Source organism: Rhizobium sp. GCM10022189 (genome assembly GCF_042656325.1).
Taxonomy (GTDB): domain Bacteria; phylum Pseudomonadota; class Alphaproteobacteria; order Rhizobiales; family Rhizobiaceae; genus Rhizobium.
On sequence record NZ_JBHSOR010000049.1, the window covers coordinates 589,967 to 607,346 of the forward strand.

Annotated in this window: 19 protein-coding genes, 1 tRNA gene and 1 riboswitch; of the genes, 12 read left to right on the top strand and 8 right to left on the bottom strand. The window is 63.9% G+C overall.

Going from position 1 to position 17,380, the window contains the following annotated elements; genetic code table 11:
- The first annotated feature begins 7 nt into the window (after nt 1-7).
- From ACFPWW_RS23960 to ACFPWW_RS23970, 3 genes are read left to right on the top strand one after another with little or no spacing between them, the layout of a single operon-like run.
- Entirely contained in the window at nt 8-274 is a 267-nt protein-coding gene (locus ACFPWW_RS23960) for a DUF6460 domain-containing protein (RefSeq protein ID WP_112567073.1), read from the top strand.
- A gap of 1 nt (nt 275) precedes the next feature.
- Complete coding sequence (locus tag ACFPWW_RS23965) at nt 276-773, top strand: CAP domain-containing protein (RefSeq protein ID WP_377313471.1); 498 nt, start codon at nt 276-278, stop codon at nt 771-773.
- A gap of 32 nt (nt 774-805) precedes the next feature.
- On the top strand, nt 806-2,152 hold the full coding sequence (locus ACFPWW_RS23970) for an MATE family efflux transporter (RefSeq protein WP_377313473.1): 1,347 nt from the start codon (nt 806-808) through the stop codon (nt 2,150-2,152).
- On the opposite strand, the gene ACFPWW_RS23975 is transcribed toward ACFPWW_RS23970, so the two are convergent.
- Together ACFPWW_RS23975 and ACFPWW_RS23980 are read right to left on the bottom strand one after the other, a co-directional pair.
- Nucleotides 2,128-3,216: a quinone-dependent dihydroorotate dehydrogenase gene (locus ACFPWW_RS23975; RefSeq protein ID WP_377313475.1), complete on the bottom strand. Its 1,089-nt coding sequence runs from the start codon at nt 3,214-3,216 to the stop codon at nt 2,128-2,130. The genes ACFPWW_RS23970 and ACFPWW_RS23975 overlap by 25 nt on opposite strands.
- A complete protein-coding gene (locus ACFPWW_RS23980) occupies nt 3,213-3,566 on the bottom strand; it encodes a DUF952 domain-containing protein (RefSeq protein ID WP_377313477.1) in 354 nt (117 codons plus the stop codon). The genes ACFPWW_RS23975 and ACFPWW_RS23980 overlap by 4 nt, the downstream gene beginning before the upstream one ends.
- A gap of 113 nt (nt 3,567-3,679) precedes the next feature.
- Between ACFPWW_RS23980 and ACFPWW_RS23985 the strand changes: the two genes are divergently transcribed.
- The 5 genes from ACFPWW_RS23985 (at nt 3,680) to ACFPWW_RS24005 (ending at nt 6,948) form a co-directional block, all read left to right on the top strand.
- Nucleotides 3,680-4,078: a hypothetical protein gene (locus ACFPWW_RS23985; RefSeq protein WP_112753834.1), complete on the top strand. Its 399-nt coding sequence runs from the start codon at nt 3,680-3,682 to the stop codon at nt 4,076-4,078.
- A 90-nt stretch (nt 4,079-4,168) separates the two neighbouring features.
- Nucleotides 4,169-4,813: a response regulator gene (locus ACFPWW_RS23990; RefSeq protein WP_112567091.1), complete on the top strand. Its 645-nt coding sequence runs from the start codon at nt 4,169-4,171 to the stop codon at nt 4,811-4,813.
- Nucleotides 4,814-4,926: 113 nt separating this feature from the next.
- On the top strand, nt 4,927-5,583 hold the full coding sequence (locus ACFPWW_RS23995) for a S24 family peptidase (RefSeq protein ID WP_112704527.1): 657 nt from the start codon (nt 4,927-4,929) through the stop codon (nt 5,581-5,583).
- Between the two features lie 10 nt (nt 5,584-5,593).
- Nucleotides 5,594-6,382: a thermonuclease family protein gene (locus tag ACFPWW_RS24000; protein WP_377313479.1), complete on the top strand. Its 789-nt coding sequence runs from the start codon at nt 5,594-5,596 to the stop codon at nt 6,380-6,382.
- Nucleotides 6,383-6,534: 152 nt separating this feature from the next.
- Nucleotides 6,535-6,948, top strand: coding sequence for a tellurite resistance TerB family protein (locus ACFPWW_RS24005; protein WP_112567100.1), 414 nt, complete (start codon nt 6,535-6,537; stop codon nt 6,946-6,948).
- Nucleotides 6,949-6,961: 13 nt separating this feature from the next.
- Here the strand turns inward: ACFPWW_RS24005 and ACFPWW_RS24010 are convergent, their stop codons facing one another.
- The gene (locus tag ACFPWW_RS24010) at nt 6,962-7,774 is read right to left on the bottom strand and encodes a transporter substrate-binding domain-containing protein (protein WP_377313837.1); all 813 of its coding nucleotides are present in this window, start codon (nt 7,772-7,774) and stop codon (nt 6,962-6,964) included.
- A gap of 445 nt (nt 7,775-8,219) precedes the next feature.
- Between ACFPWW_RS24010 and ACFPWW_RS24015 the strand changes: the two genes are divergently transcribed.
- Complete coding sequence (locus ACFPWW_RS24015; RefSeq protein ID WP_377313481.1) at nt 8,220-10,226, top strand: methyl-accepting chemotaxis protein; 2,007 nt, start codon at nt 8,220-8,222, stop codon at nt 10,224-10,226.
- A gap of 60 nt (nt 10,227-10,286) precedes the next feature.
- Here ACFPWW_RS24015 and ACFPWW_RS24020 read toward each other — a convergent pair whose 3' ends face one another.
- Together ACFPWW_RS24020 and ACFPWW_RS24025 are read right to left on the bottom strand one after the other, a co-directional pair.
- Nucleotides 10,287-10,670 carry a VOC family protein gene (locus ACFPWW_RS24020; protein ID WP_112753840.1) on the bottom strand — a complete coding sequence of 128 codons (384 nt, stop codon included), beginning with the start codon at nt 10,668-10,670 and terminating at the stop codon, nt 10,287-10,289.
- Between the two features lie 215 nt (nt 10,671-10,885).
- Nucleotides 10,886-12,130, bottom strand: coding sequence for an MFS transporter (locus tag ACFPWW_RS24025; RefSeq protein ID WP_377313483.1), 1,245 nt, complete (start codon nt 12,128-12,130; stop codon nt 10,886-10,888).
- Nucleotides 12,131-12,231: 101 nt separating this feature from the next.
- Here ACFPWW_RS24025 and ACFPWW_RS24030 point away from each other — a divergent pair, with 101 nt between their 5' ends.
- Entirely contained in the window at nt 12,232-13,140 is a 909-nt protein-coding gene (locus tag ACFPWW_RS24030; RefSeq protein WP_377313485.1) for a LysR family transcriptional regulator, read from the top strand.
- A 56-nt stretch (nt 13,141-13,196) separates the two neighbouring features.
- The gene (locus tag ACFPWW_RS24035) at nt 13,197-13,478 is read left to right on the top strand and encodes a hypothetical protein (protein WP_112567118.1); all 282 of its coding nucleotides are present in this window, start codon (nt 13,197-13,199) and stop codon (nt 13,476-13,478) included.
- A 393-nt stretch (nt 13,479-13,871) separates the two neighbouring features.
- On the opposite strand, the gene ACFPWW_RS24040 is transcribed toward ACFPWW_RS24035, so the two are convergent.
- The 3 genes from ACFPWW_RS24040 to ACFPWW_RS24050 all read right to left on the bottom strand — a co-directional run bounded on the left by ACFPWW_RS24040 (nt 13,872) and on the right by ACFPWW_RS24050 (nt 15,846).
- Nucleotides 13,872-14,120 (bottom strand): hypothetical protein, encoded by a 249-nt coding sequence (locus ACFPWW_RS24040; RefSeq protein ID WP_377313487.1) that lies wholly within the window; start codon nt 14,118-14,120, stop codon nt 13,872-13,874.
- Nucleotides 14,121-14,618: 498 nt separating this feature from the next.
- Nucleotides 14,619-14,692: transfer RNA gene (locus ACFPWW_RS24045), tRNA-Gly, on the bottom strand.
- A 59-nt stretch (nt 14,693-14,751) separates the two neighbouring features.
- On the bottom strand, nt 14,752-15,846 hold the full coding sequence (locus tag ACFPWW_RS24050; protein ID WP_377313489.1) for a 2'-deoxycytidine 5'-triphosphate deaminase: 1,095 nt from the start codon (nt 15,844-15,846) through the stop codon (nt 14,752-14,754).
- Nucleotides 15,847-15,919: 73 nt separating this feature from the next.
- Nucleotides 15,920-15,998: riboswitch (SAM riboswitch) on the top strand.
- 46 nt (nt 15,999-16,044) lie between these two features.
- On the opposite strand from ACFPWW_RS24050, the gene ACFPWW_RS24055 reads away from it, so the two are divergent.
- Entirely contained in the window at nt 16,045-17,229 is a 1,185-nt protein-coding gene (locus ACFPWW_RS24055) for an O-succinylhomoserine sulfhydrylase (protein ID WP_377313491.1), read from the top strand.
- The last annotated feature ends 151 nt before the right edge of the window (nt 17,230-17,380 follow it).

Below are 17,380 nucleotides of genomic sequence, written 5' to 3' on the forward strand. Positions count from 1 at the left end.
ATGGCGCATGTCCGATCAGGTGAACAGGTTCCTCGGCGATTCAATCGGCCGCACGATCATCAAGCTCTTGGTGGTGTCGCTGATCGTCGGTTTCGTCATGGCCATTTTCGGGCTCACCCCCTGGGAGCTTATCTACAATTTCCGCGATTTCGTGCTGCACCTGTGGCGCCAGGGCTTTGCGGCGCTCGGGCGCGTCGGCGACTACCTGCTTCTCGGCGCCACCATCGTCGTCCCGATCTTCATCATCATCCGTCTCTTCAGCTATCGAAAATAACATGAGCTCGATCATCCTTTCGCGCCGCGGCTTGCTGCAGCTTTCGGGCCTTGCCGTCGTGGCCGGCATTGCCGGCTGCACGACGACCCCGAAACTTGCCGGCACGCCCTCCAACGCCACCGACGAGACCGCTTCGGCGCTGCCGCTCGTCAACCAGCTTCGCGCCAAGAACGGCCTGCCGCCGCTCAGCGTCGATCCGCATGCCAGCGCGGCGGCCATCTTCCAGGCCAAGCGCATGGCAGGTGCCGGCAAGATGGCGCATCTGATGGGCATGACCGACAGTTTCGGCGTGCGCGTGAAGGCCAGCGGCGTGGCCCTGCCGGCGGCCGAAAACATCGCGTCGGGCCAGCAGAGCGTCGATGCGGCCGTCACCGCCTGGATCAATTCCCCCCACCATCTGGAAAATATGCTCGGACGCTATAGCGGTCTCGGCGTTGCCGTTGCACATAATACGTCTTCGAAGAATCTGCCCTATTGGGCAATGGTGCTTTCCAACTGAGGCGGTCCCGCCTCGATCCTCACGAGGCGGATATGGATACCGGCGGCAGCAGAAACACATTGGCCTTCGACGTGACGCACCGGCTGGTGCTGTCGATCGCCATTCCGATGACGCTCGGCTTCATGACGACGCCGCTGCTCGGCATCACCAATACGGCCGTGGTCGGCCATATGGGCGATCCGGAAGCGCTGGCGGGGCTTGCGATCGGCGCCATGCTGTTCGACCTCATCATGGGCAGTTTCAACTTCCTGCGCGCGTCCACGACCGGATTGACGGCACAGGCGCTCGGGCGGCGCGACCAGCATGAGCAGCAGGCGGTGTTCTGGCGGGCGATCGTCTCGGCGCTCGGCTCCGGTCTGGCGCTGCTCATCCTCTCGCCGCTGCTGATCCTCGTCGGGCTGGAACTGATGGGGGCGGAGGGGCGGATTGCCGAGGCGACCGGCACCTATTTCTCGATCCGCATTCTCGCCGCACCGGCAGCGCTAGCCAATTACGCGCTGCTCGGCTTCGTGCTCGGCCGCGGCCAGGGCCGCACGGGGCTCGTGCTGCAGGCGCTGATCAACGGCATCAACATCCTGCTCTCCATCTATCTCGGCCTGGGGCTCGACTGGGGTGTGTCGGGCGTCGCCTGGGGCACGATGGCGGGCGAGACGGCCGGTGCGCTTGCCGGGCTCTTCGTCGTGCTGCGCAGCTTCGATGCGGCACACCGGCCAAGCCGGGCCGAAATCTTCTCGCGCGCGAAACTCGCCGAACTCTTCGCGCTCAACCGCGACATCCTGATCCGCACCTTCGTGCTGATCGGCTCGTTTGCGATCATGACCCGCATCGGCACCAGCTTCGGCGCCATCACGCTTGCGGCCAACGCGGTGCTGATGAACTTCTTCCTGCTGTCGGGCTATTATCTCGACGGGCTTGCCAATGCCGCCGAGCAGATCACCGGCCGGGCGATCGGCGCGCAATACCGGCCGGCCTTCGACCGTGGGCTGAAGCTCACGACGCTGTGGTCCTTCGGGCTGGCGGCGATCATCTCCGCCTTCTTCTATTTCGCCGGCCCAGCCCTCATTGCCGGACTGACCAGCTCTCCGGAGGTGCAGGCGGCGGCCGAGACCTATCTGCCCTGGGCGGCGGTGACGGGGCTGACCGGCGCGCTCGCCTTCCTGATGGACGGCGTCTTCATCGGCGCGACATGGTCGGCCGACATGCGCAACCGCATGCTGATGTCCTTTGCCGGCTATCTGGCGATGCTCGCCGTCTTCGTGCCGCTCTTCGGCAATCACGGCCTGTGGCTGGCGATGAACGCCTTCCTCCTGTTTCGCGGCTTCTTCCTGGCGGTGCTCATCAGGCCGCGGGCGGCTCAGACCTTCCGCGCCGCCCAGTAATCGACCCTGCTATCCCTGAGATCGCGGATCGAGGTGGCCTTCTCGCGGTCGAGCAGTTTCGACAGGCCGCGCACGATCGCGCCGGGCAGGCCCGGGCCTTCATAGATCATGCAGGAATAGAGCTGCACGAGATCGGCCCCGGCCCTCACCTTTTCCAGCGCCGTTTCGGCCGAGGAAACGCCGCCGACGCCGATGATCGGCAGGCTCGGGCCGACGCGCTTGCGCATCTTGGCAAGCACGACCGTCGATTTCTCGAAGAGCGGCGCGCCGGAAAGGCCGCCGGCCTCCTTCGCCTGGACCTGATCCTTCAGGCCGTCGCGCGACAGCGTGGTGTTGGAGACGATCAGGCCGTCCAGCGCATGGGAGAGCGCCTCGGCGGCGATATCGTCCATGCCCTCTTCGGTAAGGTCGGGGGCGATCTTCAGGAAGACCGGGATCTTTCTGCCGGCCCTTTCCGCTTCCTCGTCGCGCGCCGTCAATACGGCCGACAGAAGGGCGGCGAGGCTTTCGCGCGCCTGCAGGTCGCGCAGGCCGGGCGTGTTGGGCGAGGAAATATTGGCGGTGAAGTAACGGGCGACGGAATAGAAGCGGCGGATGCCGGTAACGTAATCGGCGATCCGGTCCTCGCTGTCCTTGTTGGCGCCGATATTGACGCCGACGATGCCGGCGCGGCCGATCCGCGAGAGGCGGCGGAAGGCCGCTTCATGGCCCTCGTTGTTGAAACCGAGCCGGTTGATGACCGCATCATCCTCCACGAGGCGGAAGATGCGCGGGCGCGGATTGCCGGGCTGTGGCTTCGGCGTGACGGTGCCGATCTCGGTGAAGCCGAAACCGAGCTTCAACAGCGCTTCCGGCACCTCGGCATTCTTGTCGTAACCGGCCGCCATGCCGAGCGGATTGGCAAAATCGAGGCCGGCAACGGTCTGGCGCAGGCGCGGGTCCGGCGCAATGCGGCAGGCGGGCACGACGCCCGATTTCAGCGCGGCGATCGACATGCCGTGCGCGGTTTCGGGATCGAAGAGAAAGAGGCCGCGGCGGGCGATGCGCTTGAAAGGGTCGATCACGGGGCAAGCTCCGGGAAGATGTGAAGGCCGGCTTCGTCGAGCGGCAGCGCCGCCTCCCAGAGCACGGCCGAAAGCGGCAGGTCGGCATAGAGATGCGGGAAGAGCGCGCCGCCGCGCGAGGGTTCGAAGAGCAGCCTGTCGCCGAAATTCCTGCCGTCCACGGCGACGAGGACAAGGCCCGTCTGGCCGGCGAAATGCAGGGCTGCGGTCTGTTTCACCTGATCGGCCGTCGAGAAATGGATGAAGCCGTCCTTGATATCGATGCCGGCGCCATGAAAAACGCCGGTTTGTCTGGCTTGCTGCCAGAGCGCCTCCGGCACGATCTTGTAAAGGGTCGATGTCGCGGTCATGATGATCCCGTTTGCTGGCCTTGCTTGAGGAGGGCTTTGCCCCAAAGAGACGGCGATGTCCACGCCCGAGGGCGCAAAAACGGACAGGCCAGCGGTTTGCGGAGGATGAGACGATGAAGGCATTTGCAATCCTGCTTGCCGCCGGCCTTCTGCCGCTTGCGGCATTGGCGGCGGAGCCCGATGCGGCGCGCTTCCAGATCGAACGCAGCGGCGACCATTTCGTGCGCCTCGACCGGCAGACCGGCGCCATGTCTCTCTGCTCCGAAAAGGACGGCGCCCTGGTCTGCCGCATGGGCGCCGACGAACGCGCCGCTTACGAGGACGAACTCGACCGGCTGGCCGACCGGGTCAGCGCGCTGGAGAAGAGCATGGCGCCCCGCCCCGCCTTGCCGACGGATGCGGAAGTCGACCGCTCGATCGGCATCATGGAGCGGATGATGCGCAGTTTCATGGGTATAGTGCGGGAATTCCGGGCAGAGGACGAGGCCAATCCTCTTCCGCAGCGCAGTTGATCTGGTTATATTCATATAAGTGGAGGGTCATGTTCGTGCGGGGGAGCCGGACAGGGCCGATCGGGTCGAGCTCTTGGGAGGGAGTTTTCGATGCAACAAACCATTATCATTGCTGACGACCACCCGCTTTTCCGCGACGCGCTGCGGCAGGCGGTGCTTGGCATGGAAGGCCGGCAGGCCATCGTCGAGGCGGGGGATTTTGCCGCGGCACGGACGGCGGCATCGCAACATCCGGATGCCGACCTGATGCTGCTCGACCTCGCCATGCCGGGCGTCAGCGGCTTTTCCGGCCTGATGGCGTTGCGCTCGGAATTCGCCAGCCTGCCGATCGTCATCATCTCGGCGAGCGACGACGCGGCAACGATCCGCCGGGCGCTGGAACTCGGCGCCTCGGGCTTCATCTCGAAATCGTCCGATATCGACGATATTCGCCGCGGCATCCAGACGGTGCTGGCAGGCGACATCGCCACGCCGGAGAGCTATCGCCACGGGCAGGAACAGGATCCCGACGTCGCAGACCTCATCCACCGGCTGCACACGCTGACGCCGCAGCAGAGCCGGGTGCTGACCATGCTTGGCGAAGGGCTGCTCAACAAGCAGATCGCCTACGAGCTCGGCGTTTCCGAAGCGACGATCAAGGCGCATGTCTCGGCGATCCTCCTGAAGCTCAATGTCGACAGCCGCACGCAGGCGGTGATCCAGCTCGGCAAGATCAATATGGCGATGGTCGCCTGAACCCGCGCGGCAGGACAGGATTTTATTCCTCATTGCCGCTTTACTCGGGCACGGGCCTCGGTTAATCTGCCGGCGATAAAAAGCGGCCGGATGGACCGCGGGACCGGACGCATATGCTGTCACACGACCAGATCTGGGGAGCGATCGACAGGCTTGCCGAGCGGCATGACCTGACGCCGTCGGGTCTTGCGCGGCGGGCCGGGCTCGATCCGACCTCCTTCAACAAATCCAAGCGGCTCTCGGCGGACGGGCGCCTGCGCTGGCCCTCGACGGAATCCATCGCCAAGGTGCTGGAGGCAACGGGGGCGAGCATGGAGCAGTTCCTCGGCTTCATGCGGCCGGCGACCAGCCTGCCGGACAGTTTTTTTTCCGCGCCGGGCAGTTCCATCCCGCTTCTCGGCTTCGCACAGGCAGGTGCCGGCGGCTTTTTCGACGACGGCGGTTTTCCGGCCGGCCAGGGCTGGGACGTGGTGGAATTTCCGGCCGCCCCCTCGCGCAAGGCCGGCGTCTACGCGCTCGAAGTACAGGGCGAGAGCATGATGCCGCTCTATCGCGACGGCGACGTGCTGATCGTCGAGCCCGGCGCACAGGTGCGCCGCAACGACCGCGTCGTCGTCAAGACGCGCGAGGGCGAGGTCATGGCCAAGGTGCTCTTGCGCCAGAGCCCGCGTTCCATCGAACTGTTGTCGCTCAATCCCGAACATCCCAACCGCACGATCGAGCTTTCCGACGTCGAATGGATAGCCCGCATCATCTGGGCCAGCCAATAGGAAAATAATCATGCGCCCTGCAGCCTTGATCACAGGTATCGCGGGGATGGCGGTGGTGGTCGGCCTGCTTCTGGCGGGACGGGCGCAGCTCGAAGGCGGCGAAGGCCCGCCATCCGGCGCCGATGCCAGCATGACCGCAATACGGCCCGATGCGGATGCCGATGCGGCCAAACCGTCGGTATCGCTGACGGACGAGGAGGCGGCGCTGGTTGCCCGGGCAACGGAAGCAGCGCCGGCCGAGCCAGCCGCAGCCCAGGCCGGAGACGGCGCGACGCCTGCCGCCGGCAATGCGCCGGCGGAGGAGACGGCGCAAGATGCTGCCGCGCCGGGCGGGACGCCGCCTGCCGCATCCGAGGGAAAGGACAGCGTGGAACTCTTGCGGCCGACGGTGGAGAGCGCCGGCATTCTCTCCTTCGGCAAAAGACGGCTGCAGATTGCCGATGTCGTCGAGACGCCGGTGGACCGGAGCTGCGGCTCCGAAGGCCGGCGATGGCCCTGCGGCATGATGGCGAAGACGGCGCTGCGGCTCTACCTGCGCAACCGCACGATCGATTGCGACCTGCCTTCCGACGCATGGGAGGATATGGCGGTAGCCGCCTGCCGGCTGGGGCAGCAGGATATCGGCGCCTGGCTGGTGGAAAACGGCTGGGCGGAGGCGCAGCCGGGTTCGCCGCTTGCTGCTGCCGGCGAGAAGGCAAGGCAGGCGAAAGCGGGCATTCACGGCGAGGACCCGCGCCGCAGGCCGGCGGCAGCGCCCCGGCCGCAGCCGGACGATCCCCTTCAGGACCGTCCCTTGTAATGAACCTCGCCAGTTCCCCAAGCGTGCCGCGATCTCTGAGATTCGCTCGTCCACGCTTCAGGATTTTGTCCGACGCATGTCGTTATCGCAAAACCGCTACACACTTTTGCGCGACATGCTTTAATCTCCGCCCATCGAAGAAGGAATCAGACATGAACAAGCCGCTTTCTGCCCATGACGCGCTGATCTATGTGATGGTGATGGCTTCCGCCGTCGACAGCACCATGAACGATCGGGAGATGGAAAGGATGGGCCAGCTGATCGGCTTCCTGCCGGTGTTCCGCGATTTCGACGACGACAACCTGATTTCCATCGCCCGTGACTGCGCCTCGCTGCTGGCCGGCCCGGAAGGGCTGGATGTTGTGCTGGAAACCGTTCGCGACACGCTGCCTGCCCGTCTCTACGACACGGCCTATGCGCTGGCGGTCGAAGTCGCCTCGGCCGACCTTTCCGTCAAGGCCGAAGAGCTGCGGCTGCTCAGCCTGCTGCGCGACCGTCTCGGCCTCGACAAGCTGACCTGCGCCGCCATCGAGCGCAGCGCGATCGCCCGCTTCCGCAAGGGCTGAGATCCAATCGGGTTCAATAAAGCCCGTACGGGAAATAACGCAGGTAGATTTCCTGCAGGCGGCCGTTGCGCGAGAGCGTTGCGAGCGCATGGTCGATGGCGGCCGTCAGCACGCTGTCGTTCTGGCGCAGCATGATCGTCATGCCCTCGCCCAAAAAATGCTCGGACATATAGGGACCGTCGAACAGGGCGCAGCATTTGTCGGATGCCGGCGAGGCGACCCAGAAGGAAAGCTGCAGCGCATCGGCGAAGGCGGCGTCGACCTTGCGTTCCTTCAGCGCCGTCAGCAGCGCTTGCTTGTTGTCGAAGGGCTCGGCCTTGAGGGCGGGGAAGAAGGCGGCCAGCATCGCCTCATGCACCGTGCCCTTGACGACGCCGACGGAATGGCCGGCAAGGCCGGCGGCCGTCGTCCCGGTGATGGCGGCAGCCGTGTTGCGGACGAAGCGGGCCGGCAGCATCAGGTAGGGGCGGGAGAACAGGAACTCGCGGCGCAGCTCGGGCGTGACGGCAAGGCCGGCAATGACGGCATCGCCCTGCGAGCCGGCGAGCGCCTTCTGCAGGTCGGCAAAGGGCAGCGCCTGGATCTCGCACTTGTCGGCGATCTCCAGCTCGGAACAGATTTCGCGGGCGAGATCGACGTTGAAGCCGGAGAGCTTGCCGTTCTGGTCGGTGAAATTGAAGGGCGGAAAATCCACCGAGGTCAGGAAGCGAAGGCGCACGAGCGAGGAGAGATCGGGCCTTGCCAGGCGCTCGCGGGAATCGAAGAGCAGCGGCACGGAGGGGCCCGCCTGCTGGGCGCAAACGGACAGGGCCGACAGCAGGATCATCGACAGCAGGCAGAGGATGAGAATCCCTCCGGAAGCCGGAAACGCCGGTTTAGATCGCACCATAATGACCTGCCTAGAGATTGCACGCGGGCTTGCCGCCCGGCCGAGATGTAACAGAATCGTCTTCGGCGGGGAATATGGCCGGTCCGTTCTCCAGGCCGCAAGAGCGCCGGAGAGGCCGTCGCGCTTTCGCAGCCTGCGCGGGACACGGGGGGGCGGTCCGCACCCCCTGAAACTAACAGGAATCGCACGCCCCGTTAGCGCGGAATTAAGCAATATCCCATCTTATCTGTAGCGACGACATCGACCCTCCGGCCGACCGCATGACGCGCATGTCGAACCTCTTAGGGTATCCCACCAGCGCAATACCGAAGAATCCTTCTGCCACAAATGATTTCCAAAACACCGGGTACGCAACACGCCCGGCCAATCGGGTGACTTTTCCATGCTGAAACATCTGAAGATCCGTACGAAGATCATCTCTGTCGTCGCCCTTCTCGGGGTGATCGCGATGGGCGGGCTGGTCTATATCATCTCCGAATTCCGCGGCGCGGACGCGGCCTACAGCGCCTTCATCGACCATGAGGCCGTCGCCGCCATGCAGGGTTCGCGCGCCAGCGCCTCGGTCGTCTCCTCGGTGCTGCAGGCAAGCATGCTCGCCAATATCAAGCCGGATACGCCGGCCTTCGCAACGGCGGTTTCCACGCCGAGCAAACTGCCGCAGGCCCGCGACCGGCTGAAACAGGCGCTTGACCTGGTGCCGAGCCGCAAAGCCGCGATCGACGAAATCCTGGCGGGCATCGACGAACTCGAAAGCCTTGCCGCCAAGGCGGTCGAACAGGCAAAGGCCAAGGACAGCGCCGGCCTGCAGCAGACGATCACGCAGATGAATGCCAAGCTGAACGTGCTGACGCCGAAGATGACGGCCAATAACGACGCGATGATGAGCATGCTGAACGATGGCGGCGACACGCTCTCGGCCACCGTCAACGGTCGCATCGACCTCTGCTTCGCCCTGATCGGCCTTGCCGTCGTCGGCGCCATCGGGCTCAGCGTCGTCATCTCGCAGATCGGCATCACCACGCCGATGGCAAAATTGCGCGACCGCATGACCGCGCTCGCCGAAGGCGATACTGACGGCGAAATCGCCGGGCTCGACCGCCGCGACGAAGTGGGCAAGATGGCGGAAGCCGTCGCGGTCTTCCGCGACAACGCCATCGAGCGCATCCAGCTCGAGGCCCGCGCCGAAGCCGACCGCAGCCTCAGCGACAGCGAGCGCCGCGAACGCGAGGCCCAGAAGGCTGAGGAAGCCGCCGAGCTCGAACGTGCCGTCAGCGCGCTCGGCGACGGCCTGCGCCGGCTTGCCGCCGGCGACCTCGTCTCGCATATCGACACACCTTTCGTCGCCCATCTCGATGCGCTGCGCCAGGACTTCAACAACTCGGTCGAGAAGCTCAACGAGACCATGAACACGGTCGGCGCCAATGCGCGGGCCATCAGCGCCGGCGCCAACGAGATCCGCTCGTCCGCCGACGAGCTTTCCAAGCGCACCGAGCAGCAGGCGGCCTCCGTCGAGGAAACGGCAGCCGCCCTCGAAGAGATCACCACGACGGTGAAGGACGCGGCAAAACGCGCCGAAGAGGCAAGCCATCTCGTCGCCCGCACCCGTCTCGGCGCGGAACGGTCCGGCGAGATCGTCCGCAAGGCGGTTTCGGCCATGCAGCAGATCGAGCAGTCCTCGGTCGAGATCGGCAACATTATCGGCGTCATCGACGATATCGCCTTCCAGACCAACCTTCTGGCGCTCAATGCCGGCGTGGAAGCCGCGCGTGCCGGTGAGGCCGGCAAGGGCTTTGCCGTCGTCGCCCAGGAAGTGCGCGAACTCGCCCAGCGCTCGGCCAACGCCGCCAAGGAGATCAAGGCGCTGATCACCACGTCGGGCACGCATGTGCAGACCGGTGTCTCGCTGGTCGACGAGACCGGAAAGGCGCTCGACGCGATCGTCCACGAGGTGCAGGAAATCAACCAGCACGTCCACGCGATCGCCGAAGCCGCCCGCGAACAGTCGACCGGCCTGCAGGAGATCAATACCGCCGTCAACACGATGGACCAGGGCACGCAGCAGAACGCGGCCATGGTCGAGGAATCGACCGCCGCAAGCCACAGCCTTGCCACGGAAGCCTCGGCGCTCAACAACCTGCTCGGCCAGTTCCGCCTGACGGGCACCGGCGGTTTCGTGGCGGCCGCGCCTGTCACGACGGCACCGGCACCGGCAGCGCCCCGCGCCGCCGTACGGCCAGCCGCGAGACCCCCGGTCCGCATTGCCGAAAGCACGGCCCGCCCGAAGGCTTCGCCGGCCCGCGCGCTCGGCCAGAAGCTCGCCAGCGCCTTCGGGGTGAGCAATGCCGCCGCCCCGTCCGCCCCGCAGGAGGCGGACTGGACGGAATTCTGAGCGAAAGACATGTTTGCGTGAGAATGGGCGGCTTCGCAGCCCATTTTCGTTCCGGGCCTTTCAGGCCGGTGGCCGCCAGCCGATCTCGACAAGAACATTGCCGGGCGCGGTGCAATAGAACAGCCAGCCGCCGCGAATGGCGGCCGGCGGTCCCGAGACGTCGGCGCCATCTGCCGCCAGACGGCCGTGAAGCCGGTCGACCTGCGCCCTCTCGGCGAGAATGAAGCCGATATGATAGGTCTGCCGCTGCAGCCCGACCTGATCGGCACCGCCGAATTTCGGCACGGGGCGGCTCAGCACGATCTCCGTTCCCTGCTCGTCCCGGAGGATCGCCCGGCCGATCCTTTCGTTCATCTCCTGCAATTCCAGAGCGAAATAACGCAGGAAAAAATCGGCCGTCGCGGCGATATCGGGCACGTGGAAATCAAGATGGTTCAAACGCATTGGTCTCTCCTTTGAGAATAAAATCCCGGAGGAGTGCATCTTCTAACGCTCCGCATGCCGCCGGGACCCCGCATTCGCATGCGGGCCACGTCGCGGGTTCTCGTGTGAAACACGGAGCAGAGCTTCCATAACGGAAGGGACCGGGCTTACCTCATCCGGTCCTGCCTTTTTCGACAGCGCCGCTGTAGCAGATTGCGCAACGAGCGGCAATCGGCTCAATCGAGCGGCTTCACAACAGCGGCGACAAGCGCGAGCAGGGCAAAGGCGCCGCCGCAGCCGCAGACGGCAAGCCAGCCGCCATAGCTCCAGGCCGGGCCGGCAATGGCGGAGCCGAGCGCTCCGCCCAGGAAGAAGACGCCGACGAAGAGGCCGTTCAGCCGGCCGCGCGCTTCCGGCCGCAGCAGGTTGATCGCCCGGCGGCCGAGCGTCTGGTCGCCGGTCACGCCGACATCGAGCATGACGGCGGCGACACCGAGAAGAACGAGCGACGGCCAGAAACCGTCTGACATTGCCGTGCCGGCATAGGCGGCCAGCGCCATGGCGGCGATCATGACCAGATCGGCGATGACGGTCGCGCGGCGGCTGAGACCGCGATCGCCGAGCCGGCCGAAATAGGACGTCGAGACCGCGCCGCCGGCGCCGACAAGGGCAAAGAGGCCGATCTGCGCCTGGTCGAGGCCAAAGGGCGGCAGCGTGAGGCGCAGCGCTACCACCGTCCAGAACAGGCTGAAGCAGCCCATGGCCATGGCGGCGCTGAAGGCGCGGCTGCACAGGACCGGTTCGTCGCGAAGCAGATGCCAGAGCGAGGCGATGAGGGCGCCGTAACCCGCGGCGGCTTCGGGCCGGCGCTCGGGAAGGCGCACGGCCAGCACGGCCGCCAGCGCCGCCATGGCAACGCCGCTTGCGACATAGAAGCTCCGCCAGCCCCAGCCGTCGGCGATCATGCTGGCGACCGGCCGCGACAGGAGAATGCCGACCATCAGGCCGCTCATGACATTGCCGATGACCCTGCCGCGATGTTCGGGCGCCGACATGGATGCGGCGACCGGCACGAGGATCTGGATGGCCGAACAGGCCGCCCCCAGCAGGAACAGGAAGACCAGAAGCAGCCAGCCGCTGGGTGCGGCTGCGGCGGCAAAGGCCGCCGCCACCGCCGCGCCGAGCAGATGCAGCACGAGGCGCCGGTTTTCGACGAGGTCGCCGAGCGGCACGAGGAAAAAGAGACCGGCCGCATAACCGAGCAGCGTCACCATGGCGACGAGGCTGGCGCCGGCATCCGAAAAGCCGAGGGAGGGACCGATGACGCCGATCAGCGTCTGCGGCGCAAAGAGATTGACGATGATGACGCCGGTGGACAGGGCAAAAAGCAGGATCAGCGACGGGCTGATGCCGGCAGCGGGCGCGGCCTGCTCCAGCTCGGCAAGGTCCGCTTCCTCTGCAAGGTTCGATTCCAAAGACATGGGTTCTCCAATAAATTTATGGCATATCGAGGAGCCCATTTATATTTTTATCGCATAATGCTACAATTGAATTGAAGTGATATTCTTTATGCGGATCTTGCATGAACATTCATGACCTCGAAGCCTTCGTCGCCGTCGTCGAGACGGGATCGATCGTGGCGGCCTCGGCGCAGATCAACCTAACGCAGCCCGGCATCACCCGCCGCATCCAGAACCTGGAGGACAGCCTCGGCACGATCCTGCTCGACCGGCAGTCGAAGCCGCTGAAACCCACGGCCGCGGGCCGCGAGGCCTATGAGCACGGGCGCCGGGTGCTGCGCTCGCTCGACGATCTCAAGGCCGGCGTCTCGCCCGGCGGCGCGGTCCGCGGCGAGTTTCGCCTCGGCATCATGCCCTATCTTTCCGAAGCGGCGCTGGCCGTACCTCTCGACCGGCTGCGCAGCCGGTTTCCGGAACTGACGCTGCGCATCGTTTCGGGATGGTCGCTGCATCTGATGGAACAGGTGGCGCGCAGCGGGCTCGATGCCGTCGCCGTCTGCCTTGCCGACGGCGTCAGCCCGCCGGATGACCTGGTTGCGGAAAATATCGGCTCGCATTCCGTCCTGCTCGTCGCCTCCCCTTCGCTCGGCGTTCCGAAGGCGGCGAAGCTGGAGGAGCTTTCCCGCTTTGCCTTCGTGATGAACGAAACCGGCTGCGGCTTCCGCGCCTATATCCGCCACCGTTTCGAGAGTGCCCGCCTGCCCTTCCAGGTCGCGGTGGAGGCTCTCAGCGCCGATCTCAGGCTCTCGCTCGTGGCGCGCGGGCTCGGCATCGGCATCGTCACGCCGGCAGCGCTCGCCGGCAGCCCGTGGCGGCATCAGGTGGACGTGATCGACTCGGTCGATTTCCAGCCGAAGGTGAACGCCTGGGTTCTCCACCGCCCGCCGGCCGGTCGGCTGGCGCAACCGATCGCAACCTTTACCGAGGCGCTTCTCGAAGGGTTGAACGGACCGGCGCCGTTTCTGTCGTGAGCTTTCGGCGATTTGCGGTACAATGACACCGTGCTGCGGAAGGAAAGGCTCCCGACATGAAACTGATCGCACTTGGCCTCATCGGCGCGCTGGCGCTTGCCGGCTGCACGACTGTCGATTACACCGGCCCCGGCCTCGAACCCATTCCCGGCAGCATCACCTATAACGGCCAGCCGCGCACCAAACTGACGAAATCACCCGTCGGCTCCACCTTCCCGCATGATTTCATCGATCAGTACGGGCGGCAGGTGGAGGAGACCTACATCATCCGCCCGGACCGAAGCCTCGCGATCGCCCACCGGCAATACCGGCCGATCAATATTTTCGGGGATGATTGAGGGACACCGGGCATCGCCAGTTCAGCCAAAGCGAGAAACATATCGCGCGTCCCGTTTGAAAATACCGAGTGCTATTTCTTCGACGATATATTGGCCCTCGCGTATTGACCTCGCTGTGGCTCACGAACGGCTGATATGTTGAGATCCTTTCTTAGGATCGCGCATAGTTCGATGGCGGCAACGTTTTCTGGATTCAGCAACGTATGCAGCTCGGCTCTGCTTATCTTCCCGACAGGCCACGCTCACGCGTGGAATGGATAGCGCTTCGGAAGGGGTATCATTATGAGCGAACTCGATGCATCCTCGCGGATAATGATCGGCCGTATCGATGGCGGAGACGAACGGGACACTTCCCCACGCCGATTTTAAACTATCGTATACTTATAATATAGCCTATATTCCGTTTGGAAACCAAATTCCTCTGGAGGCATAATTTCCAGAGTTTGGCAAAACATGGTTTTTCTCTATCTCCGACGCTTTTATCTCCTTTATAGATGAAACATTTTCCATCATTGTTGATAATGTTTTGCTTTCTCTGACCACCTTCCAAGCATCCTCTTTGTCAACTGCACTTATCCCGCAGCCCAATCGAAATAACATTCCTGTCGATCCTTTTTTAAATTCTATCCAAAATAGTTTCATTATTATCCTATTGCCCTGGGACAAAACGAGGCGGAGAACCGGGCTCAAAGCGGAGAGAGGGTCCGATATAAGGGTTACGGGTGCCTGGAACTATCCCAGTTTTGGGATCAAGACCTGGCAGCCTTCCATCCATACCCTTGTAATACTCTAAACTGCTGGGCGTCGTGACATAGTCTATGTCGCTTTTTGTTCTTGGACCTTTACCGTAAGGCAAATTTTCCGCAGGTGATCGTCCCGCTCCTTTTGCCGCCGAACCTACAACGTCTATAGGCCTTCCGGATTCATCAACAACCTTCTGAATGTCTTTCACTTCTTGTGCCGCCAGGTCACCAATCCGGTATTTCCGAGGATGAGGTGCGAGGGATCATTCGCAGGTAAGTTGACAGGTCCGCAGCAACGCGGGCGATCATCAGTCAAATCAATGCCAGTGTAAAACTGCCTGTAAAACCGGCCGAAAATCCGCCGACAAATCTTCCTCCAACCCCTTGAAAAGGTGAATGGAGCGGGTGAAGGGAATCGAACCCTCGTATTCAGCTTGGGAAGCTGCTGCTCTACCATTGAGCTACACCCGCCTGATGCGCGAGATTTCCAACAGATGGCCGCCGCTGTCAAGCCGCGGCATTGACGCATTTCAGATGCGGAAATGTTTCGACAGCTTCAGGCCCTGGGCCTGATAGTTGGAGCCGAGGCCGGAGCCGTAGAGGCTTTCGGGCTGTTCCTGCATGTGCTCGTAGATCAGGCGGCCGACGATCTGGCCGTCTTCGAGGATGAAGGGGACTTCGTGGCTGCGCACTTCGAGCACCGCGCGGCTGCCGCGCCCGCCGGCCGGCGCGTGGCCGAAGCCGGGGTCGAAGAAGCCGGCATAGTGGACGCGGAATTCGCCGACGAGCGGGTCGAAGGGCGTCATTTCCGCGGCGTAATGCGGGGGGACGTGCACGGCCTCGCGCGAGACGAGGATGTAGAATTCGTCCGGGTCGAGGATCAGTTCGTTGCGGCCGCGGCTGTAGAGCGGTTCCCAGAAATCGTAGATATCGTGCTGGGCCTTCTTGTCGACGTCGACGACGGCGGTGTGGTGCTTGCCGCGATAGCCGATCAGGCCGTCCTTGTCGCCCGTCAGGTCGATGGACAGCGCAATGCCGCCGCCGGAAATATTGGGTTGTTTTGAGGCGACCAGAGTTTCCGTTTCGTGCAGCTTCAAAAGCTCGGGCTCGCCGAGCACCGACTGGCCGACGCGGAAACGGATCTGCGACAGGCGCGAGCCGCGGCGAACGACGATCGGGAAGGTGCGCGGGCTGATTTCGAGATAGAGCGGGCCGCAATAGTCGGCCGGGATCTTGTCGAATTCCTGCGCGTAATCGGTGATGACGCGGGTGAAGATATCGAGGCGGCCGGTCGAGCTTTTCGGATTGGCCGAGGCCGACATGTCGGCCGGCAGGTCGAGATGTTCCATCAGCGGCACGATATAGACACAGCCGGTTTCCAGCACCGCGCCTTCGCTCAAGTCGATGACGTGCAGGCTCAGCCGGTCGAGCTTGTCGGAGACGAGATGGGAGGGACCGGGCATGAAGCTCGCGCGCACGCGGAAAGCCTTGGCGCCCAGCCGCAGGTCCAGGCTTGCGGGCTGGATCTGGTCGCGGTCGAGCTCGCGCTCGCTTTTCAGACGCCCCGTTTCAAACAGCGCCGCAATCGCGCGGTCGGCCAGAATTCCAGTTTCGCGAGCCATCATGCTCCATCCATAATCTGGTGCCGACAAAACCAAAGTCGGGGAATTGACGCAAGCACAGAACGGCAGTATTGCAAATTTATCCCGTGGTGATTTGGCCGGTCGGCTTGCAGCCACGTTAAACAAGTGGCTAAAAGGACCGGGTATGAAACCGGTCTGCTTTTGCGGCCGGTTTTTTTGTTGTTTGAAAGTGGTGATGGCATGAGCAAGACCTGGCGCCCGGCAACCCAACTCGTCCACGGCGGTACGCTGCGCTCGCAGTATGGCGAGACGTCCGAGGCAATCTATCTCACGCAGGGCTTCGTCTACGATACGTCGGAAGCCGCCGAAGCGCGCTTCAAGGGCGAGACGGACGGTTTCATCTACGCCCGCTACGGCAGCCCCACCAACGACATGTTCGAAAAGCGCATGTGCGCGCTGGAAGGCGCCGAAGACGCCCGCGCCACCGCTTCCGGCATGGCCGCCGTCACCGCCGCCATCCTCTGCCAGCTGAAGGCCGGCGACCATATCGTTGCGGCGCGCGCCCTCTTCGGCTCCTGCCGCTGGGTGGTCGAGACGCTGGCGCCGAAATACGGCATCGACTGCACGCTCGTCGACGGCCGCTATCTCGAAAACTGGGAAAAGGCTGTTACGCCGAAGACCAAGGTGTTCTTCCTGGAAAGCCCGACCAACCCGACGCTGGAAGTGGTCGACATTGCCGGCGTCGCCCGGCTTGCCAACCAGATCGGCGCCAAGGTCGTCGTCGACAACGTGTTTGCCACCCCCCTCTTCCAGAAGCCGCTGGAACTCGGCGCCCATATCGTCGTCTATTCCGCCACCAAGCATATTGACGGCCAGGGCCGCTGCCTCGGCGGCGTCGTGCTTTCCGACAAGGAATGGATCGACGAGAACCTGCACGACTATTTCCGCCATACCGGCCCGGCCATGTCGCCCTTCAACGCCTGGACGCTCCTGAAGGGCATCGAGACGCTGCCGCTGCGCGTCGCCCAGCAGACGCGCAACGCCGCCAAGATCGCCGATTTCCTGGCCGACCAGGGCAAGGTCGCCAAGGTCATCTATCCCGGCCGCAAGGACCATCCGCAGGCCGACATCATCGCCAAGCAGATGTCGGGCGGCTCCACGCTCGTCTGTTTCGAGCTGAAGGGCGGCAAGGACGCGGCATTTGCGCTGCAGAACGCGCTTGAGATCGTCAAGATCTCCAACAATCTCGGCGATTCCAAGAGCCTGATCACGCATCCGGCCACGACCACGCACAAGAACCTGACGGACGAGGCCCGCGCCGAACTCGGCATCTCGCCGGGCACCGTGCGCCTGTCGGCCGGCATCGAGGACACGGACGACCTGATCGAGGATTTCGCCCGCGCGCTGTCGAAGGTTTCGGCCTGATCTGCAGGCTACGGCCGCGGAAGTCGCCGCGGCCGTAGCATTTGCCTTGAAATTAACACTGAGAGTTAGGCTTAATGAACGAAAGGCGGTCCAACCGGGGGTGGAGGGGCTGCGATCACTGTACCGTTTCTTGACGGGGCAAGCCTCTTAT

Excerpts from the sequence above, each read along its gene's own strand:
- ACFPWW_RS23960 (WP_112567073.1), top strand. The coding sequence starts at position 8 with ATGTCCGATCAGGTGAACAGGTTCCTCGGCGATTCAATCGGCCGCACG.
- ACFPWW_RS23965 (WP_377313471.1), top strand. The coding sequence starts at position 276 with ATGAGCTCGATCATCCTTTCGCGCCGCGGCTTGCTGCAGCTTTCGGGC.
- ACFPWW_RS23970 (WP_377313473.1), top strand. The coding sequence starts at position 806 with ATGGATACCGGCGGCAGCAGAAACACATTGGCCTTCGACGTGACGCAC.
- ACFPWW_RS23980 (WP_377313477.1), bottom strand. The coding sequence starts at position 3,566 with ATGACCGCGACATCGACCCTTTACAAGATCGTGCCGGAGGCGCTCTGG.
- ACFPWW_RS23985 (WP_112753834.1), top strand. The coding sequence starts at position 3,680 with ATGAAGGCATTTGCAATCCTGCTTGCCGCCGGCCTTCTGCCGCTTGCG.
- ACFPWW_RS23990 (WP_112567091.1), top strand. The coding sequence starts at position 4,169 with ATGCAACAAACCATTATCATTGCTGACGACCACCCGCTTTTCCGCGAC.
- ACFPWW_RS23995 (WP_112704527.1), top strand. The coding sequence starts at position 4,927 with ATGCTGTCACACGACCAGATCTGGGGAGCGATCGACAGGCTTGCCGAG.
- ACFPWW_RS24000 (WP_377313479.1), top strand. The coding sequence starts at position 5,594 with ATGCGCCCTGCAGCCTTGATCACAGGTATCGCGGGGATGGCGGTGGTG.
- ACFPWW_RS24005 (WP_112567100.1), top strand. The coding sequence starts at position 6,535 with ATGAACAAGCCGCTTTCTGCCCATGACGCGCTGATCTATGTGATGGTG.
- ACFPWW_RS24010 (WP_377313837.1), bottom strand. The coding sequence starts at position 7,774 with ATGATCCTGCTGTCGGCCCTGTCCGTTTGCGCCCAGCAGGCGGGCCCC.
- ACFPWW_RS24015 (WP_377313481.1), top strand. The coding sequence starts at position 8,220 with ATGCTGAAACATCTGAAGATCCGTACGAAGATCATCTCTGTCGTCGCC.
- ACFPWW_RS24020 (WP_112753840.1), bottom strand. The coding sequence starts at position 10,670 with ATGCGTTTGAACCATCTTGATTTCCACGTGCCCGATATCGCCGCGACG.
- ACFPWW_RS24025 (WP_377313483.1), bottom strand. The coding sequence starts at position 12,130 with ATGTCTTTGGAATCGAACCTTGCAGAGGAAGCGGACCTTGCCGAGCTG.
- ACFPWW_RS24030 (WP_377313485.1), top strand. The coding sequence starts at position 12,232 with ATGAACATTCATGACCTCGAAGCCTTCGTCGCCGTCGTCGAGACGGGA.
- ACFPWW_RS24035 (WP_112567118.1), top strand. The coding sequence starts at position 13,197 with ATGAAACTGATCGCACTTGGCCTCATCGGCGCGCTGGCGCTTGCCGGC.
- ACFPWW_RS24040 (WP_377313487.1), bottom strand. The coding sequence starts at position 14,120 with ATGAAACTATTTTGGATAGAATTTAAAAAAGGATCGACAGGAATGTTA.
- ACFPWW_RS24050 (WP_377313489.1), bottom strand. The coding sequence starts at position 15,846 with ATGATGGCTCGCGAAACTGGAATTCTGGCCGACCGCGCGATTGCGGCG.
- ACFPWW_RS24055 (WP_377313491.1), top strand. The coding sequence starts at position 16,045 with ATGAGCAAGACCTGGCGCCCGGCAACCCAACTCGTCCACGGCGGTACG.